This is a genomic window from Sapientia aquatica (assembly GCF_004358105.1).
Lineage (GTDB): Bacteria > Pseudomonadota > Gammaproteobacteria > Burkholderiales > Burkholderiaceae_D > Solimicrobium > Solimicrobium aquaticum.
In genome coordinates this window covers 1-22199 of record NZ_SMYL01000015.1, presented here as the reverse complement: position 1 = coordinate 22199, position 22199 = coordinate 1, and the positions used below count along the sequence as shown (strand labels likewise).

General features: G+C 49.7%; 18 protein-coding genes. 15 read left to right on the top strand and 3 right to left on the bottom strand.

Translation table 11 applies throughout. The annotated features are described in order from the left end of the window. The first annotated feature begins 404 nt into the window (after window positions 1-404). The 9 genes from E2I14_RS17765 to lnt all read left to right on the top strand — a co-directional run bounded on the left by E2I14_RS17765 (window position 405) and on the right by lnt (window position 10107). Window positions 405-938 (top strand): 5-formyltetrahydrofolate cyclo-ligase, encoded by a 534-nt coding sequence (locus tag E2I14_RS17765; RefSeq protein ID WP_133331029.1) that lies wholly within the window; start codon window positions 405-407, stop codon window positions 936-938. A gap of 85 nt (window positions 939-1023) precedes the next feature. Then, complete coding sequence (gene pgi / locus E2I14_RS17760; protein WP_133331027.1) at window positions 1024-2679, top strand: glucose-6-phosphate isomerase; 1656 nt, start codon at window positions 1024-1026, stop codon at window positions 2677-2679. A 231-nt stretch (window positions 2680-2910) separates the two neighbouring features. Continuing rightward, on the top strand, window positions 2911-3324 hold the full coding sequence (locus tag E2I14_RS17755; protein WP_133331025.1) for a hypothetical protein: 414 nt from the start codon (window positions 2911-2913) through the stop codon (window positions 3322-3324). A 48-nt stretch (window positions 3325-3372) separates the two neighbouring features. Next, entirely contained in the window at window positions 3373-4707 is a 1335-nt protein-coding gene (miaB, locus tag E2I14_RS17750; RefSeq protein ID WP_133331024.1) for a tRNA (N6-isopentenyl adenosine(37)-C2)-methylthiotransferase MiaB, read from the top strand. Then, window positions 4704-5780: a PhoH family protein gene (locus E2I14_RS17745; protein WP_133331022.1), complete on the top strand. Its 1077-nt coding sequence runs from the start codon at window positions 4704-4706 to the stop codon at window positions 5778-5780. The genes miaB and E2I14_RS17745 overlap by 4 nt, the downstream gene beginning before the upstream one ends. Continuing rightward, window positions 5764-6234, top strand: coding sequence for an rRNA maturation RNase YbeY (gene ybeY, locus E2I14_RS17740; protein ID WP_133331020.1), 471 nt, complete (start codon window positions 5764-5766; stop codon window positions 6232-6234). The genes E2I14_RS17745 and ybeY overlap by 17 nt, the downstream gene beginning before the upstream one ends. Window positions 6235-6517: 283 nt before the next feature. Continuing rightward, a complete protein-coding gene (locus tag E2I14_RS17735) occupies window positions 6518-7381 on the top strand; it encodes a UDP-2,3-diacylglucosamine diphosphatase (protein WP_406675721.1) in 864 nt (287 codons plus the stop codon). Window positions 7382-7480: 99 nt separating this feature from the next. Continuing rightward, window positions 7481-8413: an HlyC/CorC family transporter gene (locus E2I14_RS17730; protein WP_133331018.1), complete on the top strand. Its 933-nt coding sequence runs from the start codon at window positions 7481-7483 to the stop codon at window positions 8411-8413. Window positions 8414-8559: 146 nt separating this feature from the next. Then, window positions 8560-10107, top strand: a complete 1548-nt coding sequence (gene lnt, locus E2I14_RS17725; RefSeq protein WP_133331016.1) for an apolipoprotein N-acyltransferase — start codon at window positions 8560-8562, stop codon at window positions 10105-10107. Window positions 10108-10133: 26 nt separating this feature from the next. Here lnt and E2I14_RS17720 read toward each other — a convergent pair whose 3' ends face one another. Both E2I14_RS17720 and E2I14_RS17715 read right to left on the bottom strand, forming a co-directional pair. Beyond that, window positions 10134-10808: a MarC family NAAT transporter gene (locus E2I14_RS17720; protein WP_133331014.1), complete on the bottom strand. Its 675-nt coding sequence runs from the start codon at window positions 10806-10808 to the stop codon at window positions 10134-10136. A gap of 111 nt (window positions 10809-10919) precedes the next feature. Continuing rightward, window positions 10920-11729, bottom strand: coding sequence for a FadR/GntR family transcriptional regulator (locus tag E2I14_RS17715; RefSeq protein WP_133331012.1), 810 nt, complete (start codon window positions 11727-11729; stop codon window positions 10920-10922). A 245-nt stretch (window positions 11730-11974) separates the two neighbouring features. Between E2I14_RS17715 and E2I14_RS17710 the strand changes: the two genes are divergently transcribed. The 6 genes from E2I14_RS17710 (at window position 11975) to E2I14_RS17685 (ending at window position 21777) form a co-directional block, all read left to right on the top strand. Beyond that, complete coding sequence (locus E2I14_RS17710; protein WP_133331010.1) at window positions 11975-13645, top strand: L-lactate permease; 1671 nt, start codon at window positions 11975-11977, stop codon at window positions 13643-13645. Between the two features lie 39 nt (window positions 13646-13684). Next, window positions 13685-14830 carry an alpha-hydroxy acid oxidase gene (locus tag E2I14_RS17705; protein ID WP_133331008.1) on the top strand — a complete coding sequence of 382 codons (1146 nt, stop codon included), beginning with the start codon at window positions 13685-13687 and terminating at the stop codon, window positions 14828-14830. 406 nt (window positions 14831-15236) lie between these two features. Then, window positions 15237-18797 carry an indolepyruvate ferredoxin oxidoreductase family protein gene (locus E2I14_RS17700; RefSeq protein ID WP_133331006.1) on the top strand — a complete coding sequence of 1187 codons (3561 nt, stop codon included), beginning with the start codon at window positions 15237-15239 and terminating at the stop codon, window positions 18795-18797. Between the two features lie 222 nt (window positions 18798-19019). Continuing rightward, window positions 19020-19403 (top strand): hypothetical protein, encoded by a 384-nt coding sequence (locus E2I14_RS17695; RefSeq protein WP_133331004.1) that lies wholly within the window; start codon window positions 19020-19022, stop codon window positions 19401-19403. 87 nt (window positions 19404-19490) lie between these two features. Next, complete coding sequence (locus E2I14_RS17690) at window positions 19491-20405, top strand: prolipoprotein diacylglyceryl transferase (RefSeq protein ID WP_133331002.1); 915 nt, start codon at window positions 19491-19493, stop codon at window positions 20403-20405. 55 nt (window positions 20406-20460) lie between these two features. After that, window positions 20461-21777, top strand: coding sequence for a metal-dependent hydrolase family protein (locus E2I14_RS17685; protein WP_133331000.1), 1317 nt, complete (start codon window positions 20461-20463; stop codon window positions 21775-21777). Window positions 21778-21861: 84 nt separating this feature from the next. Here the strand turns inward: E2I14_RS17685 and E2I14_RS19380 are convergent. After that, a partial coding sequence (locus E2I14_RS19380; protein ID WP_165967888.1) for a hypothetical protein occupies window positions 21862-22199 on the bottom strand: 338 nt, incomplete at its 5' end.

Below are 22199 nucleotides of genomic sequence, written 5' to 3'. Positions count from 1 at the left end.
GACACAGTCTAACAGAGACTGTGCCAAGTCGATCTGCCCTGCAGCAACGCAATACCCGTGGATTGAGTTGACGATTCGAGGGGCTTGATTCCGCAAAAAATGCCCTAAATAGGGCATAGCCTAAGCAATCATTGTTGTATAAGCTGCGGCCTAAATGTCGAACATCGATTTAATCCAGCAAGCACAGGGTAATACAGGTTGCAGTGCAGCATGAATGATAAATCGAATGTTAATGCGAATTGAGCTAAATTAGCGGGTATTTTTTACCGTTAATAAGTTGGACGCATTAGCAGGACGCACAAGTAGGACACATCGGCAGGAAGCATAAGTAGGAAGCATAAGTAGGACGTAGCGCCAGCTTTATCCAATCCATTTTCTTAACGCTGTTTTGATTGCGCAAAGCCATGAATAGAGCAACTCAACGTGCCGCCTTAATCGCTGCCAGACGAGCGATAGATACGCACCACCGTAAGCTGTGGGACAAACAAATAGCCGACCAAGTCGTTGCTTGGTGTAAAGCCAATGCGGTCAAGTCGGTCGGTTTATACAGCCCGATTCAAGCCGAGCCCTGTCTCAATGATATCATTCCGATTTTGTCGGAATTAGGCATTAGCACCGCGCTGCCTTCGGCGCCAGCCAAAGATCATCCGCTGAAGTTTTCGCTATTTAAACAAGGCGATGAATTAATGAAAGATCGTTACGGCGTTTTGGTGCCACTGGAGAGCGCGCCCACGATCGAGCCGGAAGTGTTGTTTGTTCCTTGTGTTGGCTTTACCGAGAAAGGCTACCGGCTAGGATATGGCGGCGGATTTTATGATCGGACTTTAGCCAGAAAACCCAAGCCCAAAGCGATCGGCATCGCCTACCGGATTTCGATGTGCGAAATGGAGATCGCGCCACACGACATCGCTATGGATGGCATTATTACCGATTATTAATTGCTTATTTAATTGCTTATTTAATTGCTTAGCTTGCACCTGTTGGGCTATAGTCCCGAGTATTTTTTAGCCCAATGAGTCTTATATGACTGTGCACAGTTTGTCTAACAGTTCGGCCTTTCAAAAATTAAAGCAACATTTCCACCAACTTAGCGCACAGGGCGTTGAAATTCGTAACCTGTTTGAACAAGACTCAAAGCGCTTTGACCACTTTTCCATCGACGCAGCCGGCTTGCTGCTCGACTATTCAAAAAATCGATTAACGTCTGACACTCTCAATTTGCTGTGCGATCTAGCGCGCGAGCAGGACGTTGAGTCGCAACGCGCCGCCATGTTTGCTGGCGAAAAAATCAATTTCACCGAAAACCGCTCGGTCTTGCACACCGCCTTGCGCGCGCCTAAAAACACCCCGCAGCTGGTTGACGGCACAAACATCAACGCCGAGGTGCATGCGGTCCTAGATCACATGCAAGAATTTGTACGCCAGGTTCACAGTCATCAATGGACCGGCGCAACAGGTTTAGCGATTACCGACGTGGTCAATATCGGTATTGGCGGCTCCGATCTCGGCCCCAAAATGGTGTGCTTAGCGTTACGCAGTTTTGCCCATTCCGGCATCACAAGTCATTTTGTCTCCAACGCGGATGGACATGCGCTCGATGAGGTGCTGGGTAAGATAAATCCCGCGACCACCTTATTTATTATTTCCTCGAAAACGTTTACCACCGCCGATACGATGCTTAATGCACATTCGGCGCGTCGTTGGTTTTTGCGGCATTTTAATGAAGCCGATTTGGCAAAACACTTTGTGGCGGTGTCCACTAACCAGCCAGCTGTGCAAGCGTTTGGGATCGCGCCGGAAAATCGCTTTGAATTTTGGGATTGGGTCGGTGGGCGTTATTCGCTGTGGTCGGCAATTGGATTGCCGATTGCATTGGCATTAGGCTTTGATCATTTCCGCGCTTTGCTCGATGGTGCGCATGCGATGGATGTGCATTTTCAGAATGCGCCGCTCGGAAAAAACATGCCGGTGTTATTGGCTTTAATCGGCATTTGGAATCGTGATGTATTGGGCTGCAATAGCTTGTCGATCGCGGCTTACCATCAGGATTTGCGCGCTTTTCCCAATTATCTCCAGCAGCTCGATATGGAAAGTAATGGCAAGCACATTACCCGCGCTGGCGTGGCAGTCGATGTGCCGACCGGGCCGGTAATTTGGGGCGATGTTGGCACCAACGGGCAGCATGCGTATTTCCAATGTTTGCATCAAGGCAGCGATATTGTGCCGGTCGATTTCGTCGCGGCGCTACGTCCGCAGCACCACTTGGCTGAGCATCAGTTGGTATTGCTAGCCAATTGTTTCGCGCAATCGCAAGCGCTCATGCTGGGTAAATCGGCGCAGCAAGTGGCAGCCGAAATGCAAGCGCAAGGCTATTCTGCCGAACAGATTCGTCTCTTGACGCCGCATCGCACGTTTGACGGCAATCGCCCTAGCAACACGATTTTATTGGATGAACTCAACCCCGCTTCGTTGGGCGCATTAATTGCCCTGTACGAACACAAAGTGACTGTGCAAGGCTTTTGCTGGGGCATTAATAGTTTTGATCAATGGGGCGTGGAATTGGGCAAAGTGTTGGCTAAAGCAATTGAGGCCGATTTACATTCGGACGCTAATTTGACCGAACACGATAGTTCCACTGCTGGTTTGATCGCCCAAGCCAGAGCCGCGCTGCGGACTTGATCCCCTTTTTTGCGTTGGAAAATTAAGCGCGTAAAACGGTGCAAGCTAGCCACGTTTTGCGCCGTCTTGTTGCATTAAATTTAATCTTTCGCTCCCAAGCCGCTCGGCCGACTAAACAAAAACCAAGCAAATCGCGCTTCGCTGCGTATCTTGCTTGAATGCTTGCCCCTCGGATATGCTAAAATTCGCCGCTTAACCTTTTGATTTTCTTCATTATTTTCGGATAAGTCTATGCAAGCTCGCATTTCAATAATCGCGCTGGTTTTTATCTTCATGTTGGGTTTGGTGGCCAATCTGCATGCCCAGAACGTGGTTGGTCCAACGGGGCAGCGACCATTTCCATCGGATGCCAAGATCGGTGTGTTGAGTCCGTCGGCAGCGCCGACTATCGTCATTGACGGTGTCGTGCGTCAATTGACCGGCGGCGCACAGATTCGAAATGAAAATAATCACATCGTCCAGCCCATGAGTTTGAATGGCTCTGATGTGCGAATTGTGTACCGAGAAAATGCCCAAGGGCAGGTTGATCGTATTTGGATAATGAATACAACGGAAGCACAGTTGATTCAGTCCACGATTCCACCGTCAATGATCTTTGTCGCGCCGTCGGGGATGACGGTGACGGTTCCGACCACCGCTAATTAAACTCGCCGAATGTTGTTCGACGAACTTTGTTTTTAACGTAGAAGCCTCATGCAAAAAAAAGTATTTATTAAAACCTTCGGTTGTCAGATGAATGAATATGATTCCGACAAAATGGCCGATGTGCTCAATTTATCCGATGGAATGATTAAGACCGACACGGTCGAAGATGCCGATGTGGTGTTGCTCAACACCTGCTCGGTGCGCGAAAAAGCGCAAGAAAAAGTGTTCTCCGATTTAGGGCGTTTGCGCGAGTTAAAACTCAAACGCCCGGGCTTAATTATCGGCGTCGGCGGCTGCGTAGCTTCCCAAGAAGGCGAAGCGATTGTCAAGCGCGCACCCTATGTGGATGTGGTGTTTGGCCCGCAAACTTTGCATCGCCTGCCTAAGATGTTGGACGACCAACGCACCACCGGCAAATCGCAAGTTGATATCAGCTTCCCCGAGATCGAAAAATTCGATCATATGCCGCCCGCCAAGGTGGAAGGTCCGACTGCGTTTGTGTCGATCATGGAAGGTTGCAGCAAATATTGCAGTTACTGCGTGGTGCCCTACACCCGAGGTGAAGAAGTATCGCGCCGCTTTGAAGATGTGTTGGCTGAAGTCGCTGGCTTGGCTGCGCAAGGCGTGAAAGAAATCAGTTTCCTAGGTCAAAACGTCAACGCCTTCCGTGGCGAAATGGCCGATGGCGAGATCGCCGATTTTGCTTTGTTGATCGAATACACGGCAGAAATTCCCGGCATCGAGCGCATCCGTTTTGTGACTAGCCATCCAAAAGAATTTACCCAGCGTTTAATCGACACCTACGCCAAAGTGCCAAAGTTGGTGGATCATTTATATCTGCCAGCTCAGCACGGATCGGATCGGATTCTCGCCGCGATGAAACGCGGCTACACCGTTTTAGAATACAAGTCGGTCTTACGTCGCTTGCGCGCGGTGCGGCCAAATATGTCGATTTCGTCTGACTTTATCGTCGGCTTTCCCGGTGAAACCGATGCGGATTTTGAAGCGATGATGAAGCTGATTGACGATATCGGATTCGATAATAGTTTTAGTTTTATTTTTAGCCCACGTCCTGGAACGCCTGCAGCCAATTTGGAAGACGATACGCCGCAAGAAGTGAAGTTAGCGCGTCTGCAACGTCTGCAAGCGGTGATCAACAACAACGTAAAACGCTACAGCAATGAAATGATAGGCAGCGTCCAACGCGTGTTGGTGGAATGCCCGACGGTTAAAGATGCCAATGAATTGCAAGGTCGTACTGAAAATAATCGGGTAGTCAATTTTGCCGGCTCGCTGGAGTTAATCGGCCAATTAGTGGATGTCAAAATCACCCAAAGTTATAACTTCTCGCTTCGTGGCGAACTCATTGAAATCAACGCGTGAAAACTAAATCCAACGTCTTAACTTTCTCCCCCGAACAGCCGCTAGACAATACGCGTCTGGCCGCTGTCTGTGGTCCCATGGATGCAAACTTGCGTCAAATTTCGGCGGCACTGGATGTGTCCTTATTTCGTCGTGGCGACAAATTTATCGTCAGCGGAGAGAACGCCGAACAAGCGGTGGAATTATTAGAGCGCTTTTATCATTCCACCAAAAAAGCTATTTCTGTCGATGAAGTACAACTCGCCTTGGTTGAACAACGCGCTCAAAATAGCGTTGCGCAAGCCGCGCATTTGCCCGCTGCAGCTAAGAATGAATTGGCGCGTGAAGTGACTGCGGAAGCGACTTCCGACATTGTTAGCCCAACATTAAAAACCCGCCGCGCCGATTTGCGCGGTCGCACGCCGCATCAAATTCAATACCTCAAAGCCATCATGGAACACGATATTACCTTTGGTATCGGCCCTGCTGGAACGGGTAAGACTTATTTGGCCGTAGCATGTGCGGTTGATGCCTTGGAGCGCGATGCGGTCAAGCGCATTGTGTTGACTCGGCCAGCGGTCGAAGCGGGCGAGCGTTTGGGTTTCTTGCCCGGCGATTTAGCGCAAAAGGTCGATCCCTATTTGCGTCCTTTGTACGATGCCTTATACGATTTACTGGGCTTTGATCGCACTCAAAAAATGTTTGAGAAACAGGTCATTGAAATCGCTCCGCTGGCCTATATGCGCGGTCGCACTTTGAATCATGCGTTTGTGATTTTGGACGAAGCGCAAAACACCACGCCCGAACAAATGAAAATGTTTTTAACGCGGATAGGCTTTGGTAGTAAAGCGGTGATTACCGGCGACGTGACCCAAATCGATTTACAGCGCGGACAAAAAAGTGGTTTGGTCGATGCCAACACCGTTTTGCACGATGTACGCGGCATCGCCTTTACCCGCTTCACCAGTGTGGACGTGGTGCGTCATCCTTTGGTGGCGCGCATTGTCGATGCATATGAAAACGCCGCGTCTGTAACGGATACCGCGATTAGTTTAGTTCCAGCGAAAGCGCCGAAGAATGTCCGCAAAACCTAAACTAAGCCTAACGCTGCAATTTCCCGATGAGCGCTTAAAAAAGCAGTTGCCGAAAGCTTTGCTCAAAAGCGCGGTGCAAGCGGCATTATTTGCGCCCGCAGAAATTACACTGCGCTTTGTCGATGCAGCGGAGGGCAAAATTCTCAATCGTGATTTTCGCGGCAAGGATTACGCGACCAACGTGTTAACTTTTGCCTACACCGAAGATGAGCATGCCGAGACCACGCAAGCCGATATTATTTTGTGCACCGACGTATTGCAGCAAGAAGCCGAGGCGCAGAATAAAACCATCCACGATCACGCTCTACATTTAATCGTGCACGGCGTGCTGCACGCCCAAGGCTACGATCATTTAGACGATGAAGAAGCCGAAGAGATGGAAGGTTTGGAGGCCGAGATTTTAGCGACCTTGGGTGTTGCCAATCCCTATGCGGATGACGGCAAGCCGCTCTGATTTGCTGTTCCCCCGCGTTGTTAAATTAACGTCATGGCATTTCTGGTAGGGGCAACTTTCGTGGTTGCCGTAATTAATTTAATCGCCATCATCCCTCAACCAAGTTAGTCACATTGACTTCTCCTTGGCTTTCCATTTCCCCCTAGATTTCCGCGAACAAATAGCACAACAACCACCAATTGTTGCTCTTTACACGCATTTCGCGCGATTTCATCAAGTTGAAACACAACATCTCTAAGCTCTGCATAATTTTTATAATCATCCTCAGTGCGACGGAGCAAACGTGAGCGAAAAATCGACTGGCAGCGGCGTCAGTGGTGGATCAAATTCTGGCGATGAAGAACAATTTGACTTCAAATTGCGAACCATCTTCATCTCTGACATTCATTTGGGAACACGCGGTTGTCAGGCCGAGGTGCTACTCGATTTTTTAAAGCACTGTAATGCCGATACCTACTATTTAGTGGGCGATATTGTCGATGGTTGGCGTTTGAAAAAATCATGGTACTGGCCCCGCGCGCACAACGACGTAGTGCAGAAACTGTTACGTAAAGCGCGCAAAGGCAGTCGCATCGTCTATGTGCCAGGCAATCACGATGAGTTTTTACGCCATTATTTCGATTTGTCGTTTGGTGATGTCGAAATCAAAAATAACCCTATCCATGTGACCGCCGATGGCAAGCGTTACTTGGTTATTCACGGCGATCAATACGATAACGTGATGCTGTATTCGCGCTGGTTGGCGTTTTTGGGCGACAACACGTACGAAATGTTATTGCTGCTAAACGGCCCAATTAACAGAGTGCGCCGCTGGTTTGGTTTGTCGCATTGGTCGTTGTCGCAATACTTAAAACTCAAAGTCAAAAATGCCGTGAATTTTATTTCCAGCTTTGAGCATGTCGTGGCTGCCGATGCCAAACATCACCATGTTGACGGCGTTGTGTGCGGACATATTCATCACGCCGAAATCCGCGACATCGACGGTTTGACCTATTGCAACGATGGTGATTGGGTCGAAAGCTGCACCGCGCTAGTCGAGCATATGGATGGCAAAATGGAAATTATGAATTGGCTCGATCATTACAATAAGCGCCTGTTAGCCGAACGCCGCACCAACGAAGAGCCAGTGCAATTGAAATTTGGTTAAGTAAATCTGCGCAGAACCACTATTTTTGGCGCAAGATTTTTGGAATTTGGGCACAATTAATGTATCCTGTAGCATTAAAACTACGGCGCAACGCCTCCTATGCCAGAACATCCTAGTAAGGTCAGAACCGCTGAATTTAAGGCCCCGGCCTATAATAAATCCGCCGCTTCTGACGTAAAACCCCACCGTTCTTTATTTGAACGTCTCACCGCTCTCATCTCCCCCGAACCCGAAAGTCGCGCCGAATTGCTCGAAGTGCTGCAAGACGCACACGAACGCAATTTGATCGACGCTGATGCCTTGTCGATGATCGAAGGTGTATTTCAGGTCTCCGATTTATGCGCCCGTGACATCATGGTGCCGCGTTCGCAAATGGACGTGATTGATATTTCCAAACCGATTGCTGAATGGATGCCGTATGTGATTAGCACGGCGCATTCCCGTTTCCCTGCGGTCGAAGGCAATCGCGATAAAGTCGTTGGCGTGTTGTTAGCCAAAGACCTGTTGCGTTACTACTTTGATGAAGAATTCGATGTGCGCGACATGCTGCGCCCAGCGGTATTTATTCCTGAATCCAAACGCTTAAACGTGTTGCTGCGCGACTTCCGCGCCAACCGCAATCACATTGCGATGGTGGTCGATGAATACGGCGGCGTCGATGGCATCATCACGATTGAAGACGTACTGGAACAAATCGTCGGTGATATTGAAGACGAATACGATTTTGACGAGGAAGAAGACAATATTCTCCCAATTGGAACTGGCGCACATGGTGATCGTTGGCGCGTAAAAGGTTTGACCGAAATCAGTCAGTTTAACGAAGTAATCGGCAGCCATTTTTCGGACGAAGATGTGGACACCATTGGTGGATTAGTTGCCAACCATTTGGCGCGTGTGCCGCATAAAGGCGATAAGTTTTTAATTGGTCACACCAGTTTTGAAGTGTTACGCGCTGATCCGCGACAGGTGCACGTCTTGTTGGTGGAACGTATGCCGCAAGAAGCCTTACCGGGTGAGGATGAAGCGGGTTAGGTTGTTGAATTAGGCGAGTACTACTTTGTTAGGGCAATCCATATAGTTGCCCTTGATGTTTGAAGTCACCTTCAACGTTGTTCGACCAAGGCACTCACGAAGAGCGCCCGTACATTGCCGGCAGACGTTTATTTATTAGGATTAATTTGGAAAAGTTTCTCGCTCGTTTTCCCCATTGGGCACTTTTTTTAAGTGCCTTTTTATTGGGCTCGATTAACGTATTCGCGTTTGCGCCGCTGTCACTGTGGCCGCTGCAATTGCTCGGCCTGTCTGGCCTGTTTTGTTTGTTGCATTACGCTGCCACGATCAAAAAAGTAATGCAACTGACTTGGTTGTATTGTTTTGCGTGGTTATTTTTTGGAGTGATTTGGCTCACTGTCACGATGTTTCGTTATGGTGATATGCCGATCTGGTTGTCGATTATCGCGGTGGCTTTACTGGCTGGTTCATTGGCTTTTCTGCCTGCTTTTTTGATGGGCTTGGCGGCGCGGCTTCGCAAGCATTTTCCGGTCGTCGTGGTGTATTTGGTGTGGTTTCCGACCTGCTGGAGTTTGGCGGAATGGACGCGCGGATGGATTTTTACTGGCTTTCCTTGGCTGGCTTCGGGTTACGCGCATAACGTCAGTCCGCTAGCGGGATTCGCTCCGATTATCGGCGTGTACGGCATTACTTGGCTCACTGCGCTAATCGCTGGCAGCGTGGCATTGGTTGTAATTGGTAAGCGGGCTTTCATCGCTTTGCCGATTGCCTTGTTGGCGCTCGGATTTGGTTTGAGTTTTGTGCAGTGGACAGTGCCCAATGGTGCTCCGATGACCGTGCGTTTATTGCAGGGTAATGTCGATCAAAATATTAAATTTGAACGTGAACATTTGGTTGATTCGCTCGATTTTTACTACCGTAGTATCCAGCAAAAGCCAGCCGATTTAATCGTTACCCCAGAATCCGCTTTGCCTTTGGTTGCGCAAGGTTTGCCGGAAAATTATCTGGCGAATTTGCAGGAGTTTTCTGACCGTACGCAATCATCGATAGCCTTGGGATTGTTCAACAGCGATGGCCCCGATTTATTCGCTAATAGCATGATGGGAATTTCGCCGCATGATGTGAGCAACTCATCGTTGGCTAATTATCGTTACGACAAACATCACTTGGTTCCTTTCGGCGAATTTATTCCACCTGGCTTTGGATGGTTTTATCACTACATGCATATTCCTATGGGCGACTTGCAGCGCGGTGTTTTATTGGCCGCGCCATTTGCGGTCAAAGATCAACAAATTTTGCCTAATATTTGCTACGAAGACGTATTCGGTGAGGAAATCGCGGCCAAGATAGCTCATGCATATTTTGACAAAAAAGCAGTCCCCACTATTTTGCTCAACATGACGAATCTAGCGTGGTTCGGTGATACCTGGGCCATGCCGCAACATGTGCAAATCACCCAAATGCGTGCTCTGGAAACAGGTCGCCCAATGCTGCGTTCAACCAATACTGGCGTGACGACTTTGGTGAATGCGCAAGGCCAAGTAGTGCAGCAATTGCCGCCATTTACGCGCGGCGAGTTGGAGGTGACAGTGCAAGGATATCAAGGCATCACGCCGTACATCGTATGCGGTAATTATTTGTTGCTGGGTTTGATGGGATTGATTGCGGTGATTTGCGGCGCTTGGGCTTACAAATTTAAGCGCCGCAACACGTGAAGTGGTAAAAACCAGATGATAAAAAATTACAGGGTCAACAATTCAGGCCAGAATTGCGGATCGTGTAGCAAGTTGCCGATGCCGTTAATGATGAATTGCACACCGATGCAAATTAGTAAGAATCCCATGATGCGCGAAATGGCTTCAATCCCCTCTTCACCCAGCAACGAAGTCAGCCGCTCGGACGCACGCAATACTAACCACGACGCATAAGCTACCAACAAAATTCCCAATACCACCGACAAATACCCAAGCCAGATTGGTAAGGCGGTTTGGCTATGTACGCCGGTGGACATCGAAATTACCACGGCAATGGAGCCAGGCCCAGACAAGGTTGGCATCGCCAGCGGACTAAATGAAATATCGCGTTTGCTGATTACTTTTTGTTCGTGCGGATGTTCGTCCGGTGGCAGTAGCATGTTGAAACCGAATTTGCACACGATCAGGCCGCCAGCGATACGCAAGCCTGGTACCGAAATACTGAAAAAATCCATGAGGACAGCGCCCGCCAATAAAAACACCACCAGAATCGCTGCCATGTAGTAGCAAGCACGTTTGACTTGCTTGGCGCGTTCAATTGGCGTTAAGTGTCCGGCTAAGGCTGGTAACACGGCAATAGTCGTGAGTGGATTGGCGATCGGAAGTAGGGCGGTGATGGTCGCTAAGATGGTGGTGAAGATTTCGTAGAGGATATGCTGCATGATTTTTATTGGTGTTTTTTAAGTAATCAGCAGTATAGAAAAATTTAACTTGGCCTGCTCACAATTTTTAATTAATTATTAAAAAATAGCTAAGTCCGAGCGCCGAATAAATCAATTCGTGCGCGCTGGCAGGATACGGGTCACTTCCGCCTGCGACAATTTGCGCGCTACTTCGCCACCTTCGCTGCGCCAGAATCCGGCGTCGGCAGCAATGATGCGGTTGGTGACATTTTCCAAATGGTGCCAAGCGGCGTTGCGCGCTGCAACGGCATCTTGCTGCGCAATCGCGTTGGCAATAGTTTGATGTTCTGCTTGCAGTTGTCCGATGAAGTCGGCGCGTTGCGCCTCGTTGATGCGACCAACTCGAATAGTGTCGAGCAAAAACTGACTGAGGAATTCCAGCATCGACGAGTACAGCGGATTGCCGCAAGCCTGCGCGATGGCAGCGTGGAACGCGAAATCTTCTTCGACACCGTCGCGCCCGGCGGCCACGGCTTCATCAATGGCGCGCAGGGTTTGTTGGATGTGTTGGTTTTGCTCCGCAGTGCGTCGTTGCGCCGCAAGTGCGGTCATTTCGCCTTCTAATCCGCGCCGCAATTCGACAATCCGCAGAACCGCCTCCAAGGAATCCTTCACATCAACACTGAGCTGAAACGCCATCGGATTGCTTTGCTCCACCACAATCGTGCCTTTGCCTTGGCGGGTCTCGACCAATCCCTCGGCCTTTAAGCGCGAAATCGCCTCGCGGATTACCGTGCGGCTGACCGCAAAACCTTCGGCCAAAACTGCCTCGGACGGCAGGCGCGAGTTGACTGCAACTTCACCTGTTCGGATTTTTTGTAGCAAAACTTCGGTCACGCGATCGGCCAAGGTGCCGGTGGCGGAGATCGGTTCGGTGACGAATGGGGATTCGGTGGGCATAGTTATTTTGGTTCGGCGTAGTAAATTGGCAAAAAAGCACAAATAACAACAAGAATGCGGTTATTTGTCATCATACAACGTTCTAATTAAACCACAAGTGAGTTTGTATGATGTAGTGTTGTAATACAAGTTGCTCTGCGTTAAGCTAGCCGTAAGTAACGCGGTTCAAACTGAATTTTGATTAGTCATCGGCTAAATCAGAACTGGGAAGTAAAGATAAAAATTAAATCAATTGGAGACAAATCATGTGGAATCAGGTGTATGACCCGTTTAATAATCCGTGGCTATCGACCTTAGCAGCAGCTATTCCTGTGGTCGTGATGCTGGTTTCGCTGGCATTTTTTCATATCAAAGCGCATATCGCGGCGGCATTAGGTTTGTTGTCTGCGCTGTTGGTGGCGATCTTTGCGTTCGCGATGCCGGCCACGACGGCAATTTCAGCGGCGTTCTTTGGCGCAGCCAATGGCCTATTGCCAATCGGCTGGATTGTACTCAACGTCATCTTTCTGTACCAGCTCACCGAGCGCAAAGGGCAGTTTAAGATTCTGCAAGAAAGCATTACCCACATCACCCAAGATCGCCGCCTGCAATTATTGTTGGTGGCGTTTTCGTTTGGTGCCTTCTTTGAAGGCGCAGGCGGATTTGGTACGCCAGTAGCGGTGACTGGTGCGTTGCTGATCGGCTTGGGCTTTGCTCCATTGGCTGCGTCGGGTTTGTCCTTGATCGCGAACACCGCACCCGTGGCTTACGGCGCGCTGGGCACACCGATTATTGCGCTGGCCGCTGTAACGGGTTTGGATATGTTGCAGTTGTCGGGCATGGTTGGTCGCCAGTTACCCCTGTTTTCGTTGTTGGTGCCATTTTGGTTAATCACCGCGTTTTGCGGGTTTAAAGGGATGCGTGAAATCTGGCCTGCTATTTTGGTTGCCGGTGTTACTTTCGCGGTGCCGCAATATTTCATCTCGAATTTCCACGGTCCTTGGTTGGTCGATGTGGGCGCGGCGATTTCCTCGCTGACTTGCTTGACGCTGTTCTTAAAAGTGTGGAAACCAGCCACGATTTGGACCAATGCTGCTGGCACGTTCAACGGTGGTAAAGCCACGACACCAGAAGCCAATTCTTTCCCGGTTCCCGATGCAGTCAATACTATCAAGCGCGATCAAGTTATCCGCGCATGGTTACCTTGGTTGATTCTGTCGATCTGCGTGTTTGTTTGGGGCATACCGGAGTGGAAGAAATATTTAGACGGTATTTCTATCTTCAAAATTGAATGGCCAGCGCTCCATAAAATGGTGCAAAAAATGCCGCCAGTGGTGCATAAATCGTCAATTGAAGCCGCGGTTTATAACTTAAATTGGTTGTCTGCCACCGGTTCAGGAATTTTGATTGCTTGCGTAACTTCTGGCTTGTTGATGGGCTATAAATTCAGCGAATTGGTCAAAGTGTATTGGGACACGATCAAGCTTTTGAAATACTCGCTGCTGACGATTGCCACCATGCTGGCTTTGGGCTACATCACTCGTTATTCTGGTTTGGATTCCACCCTAGGTTTGGCCTTTGCGCAAACGGGTGTGTTGTATCCATTCTTCGGAACCTTGCTCGGTTGGTTGGGGGTGGCGTTGACTGGTTCCGATACCGCCTCGAACGTGTTGTTTGGCGGTTTGCAAAAAACTTCAGCCGAGCAGCTCGGTCTGAACCCGATCCTGATGGCATCGGCCAATTCGTCGGGCGGTGTGATGGGCAAAATGGTGGATGCACAATCCATCGTGGTGGCGGCCTCAGCGACGAAATGGTTTGGGCATGAAGGTGAAATTTTGCGTTACGTGTTCTTCCATTCGATCGCCCTAGCTGGCCTGGTTGGCTTGGTCGTGACGCTGCAAGCCTATGTGTATCCATTCACTTTAATGGTGTACTAATGGTGCATTAACATTTGATTAAAGAAGCGATTAATTATTATGAGTGTCATCACTACAATTGAAGACTTACGCGTGTTGGCGCAGCAACGTGTCCCGCGCATGTTTTACGATTACGCCGATTCTGGTTCGTGGACCGAATCGACTTATCGTGCCAATAACAGCGATTTTGCCGATATCAAATTCCGCCAGCGCGTGGCAGTGAATCTGGAAAATCGCTCGTTAAAAACCACCTTAATCGGGCAGGAAGTAGCGATGCCGGTGGCCTTGGCTCCGACTGGTTTGACCGGAATGCAGCACGCCGATGGTGAGATCTTAGCGGCGCAAGCGGCGGAAAAATTCGGCGTGCCATTTACGCTTTCGACCATGAGTATTTGTTCAATCGAAGACGTGGCGGCGAACACCACCAAGCCGTTTTGGTTTCAATTGTATGTGATGAAAGATCGCGGATTTATTGAACGCTTAATCGAACGCGCAAAAGTGGCGCAATGTTCAGCGTTGGTGTTGACCTTGGATTTGCAAATCTTGGGCCAACGTCACAAAGACATTCGTAACGGATTATCGGCCCCACCAAAACTGACCATCGCCAACATCGCAAACATGATGACCAAGCCGCGCTGGTGCGCTGCCATGTTAGGTACGCGCCGCCACGGGTTTGGCAATATTGTTGGTCATGCGTCCGACGTATCGGACATGTCGTCCTTGTCGTCATGGACAGCACAACAATTCGATTTGGCGTTGTCTTGGAAAGACGTGGAATGGATCAAGCGTTGCTGGGGCGGTAAGCTCATTATCAAAGGCATTATGGATCCTGAAGACGCGCGCTATGCGGTGGAGAGCGGCGCCGATGCATTAATCGTCTCGAATCATGGCGGACGTCAATTGGACGGTGCCTTATCCAGCATCCGTGCTTTGCCGTCGATAGTCGATGCGGTCGGCGGTCAAATTGAGATTCATATGGATGGCGGAATTCGTTCTGGTCAAGACGTGATTAAAGCAGTCGCTTTGGGTGCTAAAGGGGTTTATATTGGCCGACCATTTTTATACGGACTCGGTGCGATGGGACAGGCGGGCGTGACCAAATGTTTGGATATTATTCGTAACGAACTCGATTTAACGATGGCGTTTTGCGGTCACACGAATATCAGTCAGATTGATAAAGGGATTTTGATTCCAGGAACGTATTAGATCCGACCAAAGTCTTGAGTTGAAAAGTCAAAAAACCGCTACACTAAAACGTAGCGGTTTTTTTACATTGTGCGTTCGCTGTCTATTTGCTTAACTTTTGATTATCGATTCGCACAAAATACAACAGTTCACAGTCCGCCGTTACAGTGACACCAACTGTACCGGTAAGAATTTTAAAGTGTGTGCATGGAGCAGCTTATTTTGCTGTGCTATCGTGCCGACTCGATTTGGAAACTCACAAGGCGCCCAAATTGGTTAACCGGATCGCGCTGCTAACACCAGCAGTGCAATCCTCAGTAAGTGGTTAGTAACGTCAAGCGACAGTAAAGTCGCCCACGTTGATGAGTTTAGATTCAGCCCTAAACTTCGCATCCAAAATTCGCCCAAACATGGCATGGAGACACCAATGAACGACATCACCAAACCGACCCCGTCGGATCTAGCAAACACGGCGCAAGACGCCATTTCCCTTGAAGATAAATACACTTTAAAACGCGGCCGCGCTTTTATGACTGGCACGCAGGCGTTTATCCGCTTGGCGATGTTGCAGCACCAAGCCGACGTGAAAGCGGGTTTAAATACCGCAGGTTATATCACCGGATACCGCGGCTCACCGCTAGGTGGTGTCGATACGACCGCTGAAAAAGCGAAAAAATATTTAGAAGCCGAGCACGTTAAATTCCATCCCGGCATGAACGAAGATTTGGCTGCCACCACCGTGTGGGGTACCCAGCAAGTGAATTTATTTCCGGGTGCGAAATACGATGGCGTATTTTCAATCTGGTACGGTAAAGGCCCAGGCGTGGATCGTTGCGGCGACGTCTTTAAACACGCCAATATGGCCGGTACATCCAAGCACGGCGGCGTGTTAGTTTTGGCGGGTGACGATCACGCGGCTAAATCTTCCACTACCGCGCATCAGAGTGAACACATCCTCAATGCCTGCGGAATCCCCGTGTTGTATCCCTCCTCGGTACAAGAATATTTGGATTACGGTATGCACGGTTTTGCCATCAGTCGTTATACCGGCTTGTGGACTGCGATGAAATGCGTGACTGACATCGTTGAATCCGGTGCGGTAGTTGAGATCGATCCAGATCGCGTGCAACCGATTATTCCAACCGACCTAGTCTTGCCTGCAGACGGTTTAAACATTCGTCAAAATGACGCGGTATTGGCGCAAGAATCGCGCATGAATAACTACAAATGGTATGCCGCGTTAGCTTACGTGCGTGCCAATAAACTCAACAAAATTATCTGGGATAGTCCGCACGCCAAGATCGGGATTATCACCGCCGGTAAATCTTACCTCGATACCCGTCAAGCCTTGGCTGACCTTGGTATTGACGAACAAGTCGCGCGCGACATCGGTTTGCGCCTGTACAAAATTGGCATGATCTGGCCGTTGGAATCCGAAGGCGTGCGCAGTTTTGCTCAGGGGTTAGAAGAAATTCTGGTGGTTGAAGAAAAACGCCAAATTTTGGAATACCAATTAAAAGAAGAGTTATATAGCTGGGAAGATAAAGTCCGTCCGCGCGTGGTTGGTAAGTTCGATGACACCGGCGAATGGAGCAATCTGCAAGGCGCAGGTCACGGTGATTGGCTGTTGCCAGCGACGTACGAATTAAGCCCCGCATTAATTGCCCGCGCTATCGCTTCACGGATTTCGAAATATTTCTCCGGTCATCCAGTCGCGGCCAAAGTTGCTGAGCGAATTGCTTTCTTGGAAGCCAAAGAAGCCTTACTCACTGTGGCCACCAAAGCCGATCCAAACAAAGACCGCATCCCGCATTTCTGCTCCGGTTGCCCGCACAATACCTCGACCAAATTACCGGACGGTAGCCGCGCTTTAGCCGGTATTGGTTGCCATTACATGGTGTTGTGGATGGATCGCGAAACGACCAACTTTAGCCACATGGGTGCCGAAGGCGTGAGCTGGGTAGGGCAAGCACCGTTTACGACCGAGAAGCATGTGTTTACCAATTTGGGTGACGGTACGTATTTCCATTCCGGCTTATTAGCAATTCGTGCAGCAGTCGCGGGCAAGGTCAACATTACCTACAAAATTTTGTACAACGATGCTGTCGCCATGACCGGCGGTCAAGTCGTTGATGGCCCTATCGATCCGGGCATGATTTCTCGCCAGATCGCGGCTGAAGGTGTACATCCAATTATTGTGGTCACGGACGAGCCAGATAAATATCCCGAAGACTATCAATGGGCCGAAGGCGTCACCGTGCGTCATCGCAGCGAACTCGATGCGGTTCAACGAGAATTGCGCGAAGTAGCCGGTGTGTCCGCGATGATTTACGACCAAACCTGCGCCAGCGAAAAACGTCGCCGTCGCAAGCGTAAAGAATTCCCCGATCCAGCCATCCGCGCGGTCATCAATGAAGCGGTCTGCGAAGGTTGTGGCGATTGCGGCGTGCAATCGAATTGCTTGTCGGTCGAACCATTGGAAACCGATTTTGGCCGCAAACGCCAAATCAACCAATCGTCCTGCAACAAGGATTATTCCTGCGTCAACGGTTTCTGCCCGAGCTTTGTGACGGTTGAAGGCGGCGCATTGAAGAAGCCGAAAAAAGTCGAAGTCGTCGGCGCTGCAATGCAGTTACCAACGCCACAATTACCATTAACAGCTGAACCATTCGGCATCGTGGTAACTGGAGTGGGCGGTACTGGCGTGGTCACAGTCGGTCAAATTTTAGCGGTCGCGGCGCACATTGAAGGCAAGGCTTGTTCCGTGTTGGACATGAGCGGCTTGGCGCAAAAAGGCGGTCCGGTGTTATCCCATGTGCGGATCGCTGATCACGATGCGGATATTCATTCCACCCGCGTCGGAACAGGTGCTGCGGACTTGGTAATTGGTTGCGACGTGATCGTCACCGCAGGTCGTGACGCGTTATCGCGCATGGGTGAGGGGCGCACGTTTGCAGCGATTAACACGACCACTTCGCCAACCGCCGCTTTCGTAAAAAATCCGGATTGGCAGTTCCCCGGCGCGAGCGCGGAAGAAGCGATTCGTCACGCATGTGGCAATGACCGCGTGGCCTTGATTGCCGCAGGTGATATTGCGACGGCGCTCATGGGCGACAACATAGCGACCAATATGTTTATGTTGGGTTATTCATGGCAAAAAGGTTGGGTTCCTTTAACCGAGGCTTCGTTGATGCGCGCCATCGAATTAAATGGTGTGTCAATTGGCTTTAATAAATCCGCCTTTGAATGGGGCCGCAAAGCCGCTTTCGATTTACCGTCGGTTCAAAAAGCGGCGACACCAGCGACTGTGATTGAATTCAAACGAGCACCAACACTAGATTCCATCGTTGCTCAGCGCGTAGAGTTTTTGACTAAATATCAAAACGCCGCTTATGCGCAGCAATACGCGGATTTTGTGGCGCAAGTCAACGCAGCCGAATCCAAAGTCACCGAAGCGGGCACACGTTTGACCGAAACCGTGGCTAAGTATTTGTTCAAGCTCATGGCGTACAAAGATGAATACGAAGTAGCGCGTTTGCATTCGTCGGGTGACTTCGCCAAGAAGATCGAAGCGATGTTTGAAGGCGATTACAAAATCAACTTCCATTTAGCCCCGCCGCTGTTGGCTAAGCGTGACGCGAAAGGCCATTTGATTAAGCAAAAATTCGGCCCTTGGATGATGTCGGCTTTCAGCGTAATCGCTAAATTGAAGTTCTTGCGCGGTACGGCGTTAGATATTTTTGGCTACAGCGAAGAACGTCGTATTGAGCGCAGTTTGCCGGTCGATTATCGCGCCACGATTTCGGCATTGTTACCGCAATTGAGCAAAGATAATCTGAGCAAAGCGGTGGCCATTGCGAGCATTCCTGAAGACATTCGCGGTTATGGTCATGTCAAAGAGCGTCATTTGGCGGCAGCGCATGCCAAGCAAAACGCCTTGTTAGCCTCATTTAAAGAAACGCAGCAACAAGCTAAGCAAGTGGCGTAACGCTGTAATGAGTGGTTGAGAAAGCGGGCACTTCGGTGCCCGTTTTTGTTACTAAAACCACTTGCAAGCTTGAGTTTTAATTCCGGAATGCGACATTAAATTGTTAAATAATTCACGTATGACGGGCGGATTTAAATACTATTGTGCAATTCTTACCAGCTATGTCATCATCACCCAATTGTTAAATATTGTTGTTCAACCTACTACTATTCCTGTTTTTTCATGAGCCTGAAAAATGTCATCCGAAATGTGCTGAATATTCGCACAGAGCGCGCTCTTGCACCACCCGGACCCAAGCCGACGATAGGCAGCAGCATCGTGTTAAACCATTTGCGTATTCGCCTCAAATATCCGATTACCGACGTGCAGTGGGATTGGTTCACGGACCAAGGTTGGCGCACCGCCGATATGCGCAAAGAACGGCGTAAGTACGCATCGGTACCCGACAAAATCTTGATTAAATTGATTACTCGGGATGGCGCTGAACGCGACAAATTGCATCAGCAACTGTTGAGCGCGAAAGTCAATTCGGAAGGCCAATTGGTGAAACGCAGCAGTTCTAAGGTCAATGCACACGAAGGCGCTAAGATCACATCGACGCAATAATTCACGGCAATAATGTAGTGTGAACATTGCGCGTAATGACGCAGCAAGGATCCAGTATCAACCCAGAATCAACACTATTCAGAATAAATGTCTTTTCCCTACTTAAGTGATTTAATCAAATGGCTAACCGGCCTTGATCTACCGCTGCCGTTGCCAATGTTTGGCTTGTGCGTGGCTAGCGCGATGTTGGTCGCATCGACTTTGCTGGCGCGCGAACTTGAGCGCCTGTATCAAGCAGGTCGCATTGGCGCCGCCACCGTACGTCAAAAATCGAGTGCTGGTTTGCTTGAGCAAGTGCAGGTTTCGCCGCAACACATCGTGCCGGATTTAACTTTTGCAGTGATGCTCAGTGGCATCGTCGGGGCGCGCTTTTTTCATATTTTGGAGCACAAAGATCAATTTTTAGCGTATCCCGCGGCGATGATTTTTAGTACATCGGGATTGAGTATTTTTGGCGGGTTGATCGTCGGTACGTTGGTTGGATTAGTGTGCGTAAAACGTTGGCAATTACCACTGCGACCTTTGCTTGATGCAGTGGCTCCATCGATGATGTTGGGCTATGCAATTGGTCGCATCGGTTGCCAGATTTCAGGCGATGGCGATTGGGGTATTGCCGCGTCGATCGCGTTAAAACCAGATTGGTTGCCGAGTTGGCTGTGGGCGCAAACATACGATAATAATATTTTCGGCGAAGTCATCCCGTTTCCCGGCGTGTATCCGACGCCGATTTATGAAACCTTAATGGGCTTGCTGTGCTTTGCGATTTTATGGTCGCTGCGTAAAAAAGGATATCAATCGGGTTGGCTGTTTTCGCTGTACTTGTTGTTGGCAGGTGTTGAGCGACTTTTGATTGAACATATCCGCGTAAATCCGATTCTGGAAATCGCCGGAATCAAAGCCACCCAAGCAGAAATGATTGCAGTCACCTTAATCGTATTGGGTTTGTTAGGGCTATCCATAGCGAGCCGAAACATTAATAAAACTAAAGTTGTCGCTTCCTGAATTTCACCGTCGTAATCCGTTCATCGTTGTTTTTACCAGCAAAGGAATTAAAAAAATGAATAAGCGTTCCAGTACTGTTGGCTTCACCTTGTCGGCATTAACTCTGCTGCTGGCAAACAATGTATTGGCGGCGGAAGCAACTCCCCAGCCAATCACTGTGCTCAAAGCAGCGCATCTGTTTGACTCCGTCAGTGGCAAGCTAGTCGATAACGGCGTGATCGTTATTGAAGGCAAAAAAATCACCAGCGTCGGTAGCCAAAGCCCGTTGCCAGCAGGAGCGAAAATTATCGATTTAGGCGATGCCACGCTGATGCCGGGCTTTATCGACGCGCATGTGCATTTGGCCGGTGAAATGAGCGCCGATTGGTACGGCGACTTTTATAACGGCATCATGCGTTTCCCTGCTGAGCAAGCGTTGTACGGCGCGCATTTTGCCAAGATTACTTTGGAAGCTGGTGTGACTACCGTCAGAGACGTCGGCTCCACCGACTACATCGCGCTCGGATTGAGAAACGCGATCCGCGCTGGCGTCATCCCAGGTCCGCGCATGTTGGTGTCCAACTATGCGGTCGGTTCGACCGGCGGCCACGCTGATCAAGATCCTATTCCACCGCAAAAAATCGCCGTCGCTGGCCCGATTCAAGGCGTGTGCAATGGCCCGGACGAATGCCGTGCGGCCGTGCGTTACCAGATCAAATACGGTGCCGACGTAATCAAATTCATGCCCTCCGGCGGCGTATTGTCGCTCTCAGACCCAGTCGATAACGCGCAATTAACCCAAGAAGAAATGAACGCGGTCGTCTCGGAAGCGCATCAATGGGGCAGAAAAGTTGCGGCCCACTGTCACGGCGACAAAGCCGCCAAAATGGCCTTGATTGCTGGTGTCGATTCGATTGAACACGGCAGCTTTTTAAAAGACGACACCTTGGCCGAAATGAAGAAGAAACACATTTATCTCGTTCCAACTTTATCCGCTGGTGACGCCGTCGGTTCCAAAGCCGATCAATTCCCAGCAGCGATCGCGGTCAAAGCCAAAGCCGCCGCTGCACAAATGCAAACCATGTTCCAACACGCCGCCAAAATCGGCACACCCATCGCCATGGGAACCGACGCGGCAGTCGGCCAGCACGGCAAGAACGCCTATGAATTTGTGCTCATGAGTAAGAACGGATTCACGCCCGAACAAGCGCTCATGGCCGGCACGGCTAACGGCGCGGATTTGTTAGGAGTGGCCGATCAAACCGGTACACTACAAGCCGGAAAGTTCGCCGACATTGTGGCCGTACCGGGCAATGCCTTAGCCGATATCTCGTCAACCCAGCATCCGATTTTTGTAATGAAAGAAGGGGTTGTGTATCGCGGAGAAAAATAAGCTGAGTGACCATGCCAGCCGTCAACCTTGAATAAGTTTCGACGCTGTCGTAAGCCAAGGCATTGAGCGACAGCGCACAACAAATTAACGAGGCAGTCGAACATTAGAGCCGTCGGTTAGCTCAATACGATTTTTGAAGCCAGCAATGAATTCGATGTTTTGTTCATCCACTTTGGTGTCGGTGAAATCGATTTGGCGGCTGATTCGGGTGTTGATGATTTCTAGTTTGTTGTAGCGACTCTGGCGGAAATTGGCGCGGTCGAATTCACAATCTTTGATTAGGAAATAATTTGCTGCTGAATATTCGAAGTTAAATTGTGAGATAACCGTTCTCGTGATGGCGAGTTTTTGAACGAATTCAGGTGGCGTAATTTCCTCTTTGCCGTCGACCGTCTTTGTTCCTCCCTTTGCGCCGAAACGCA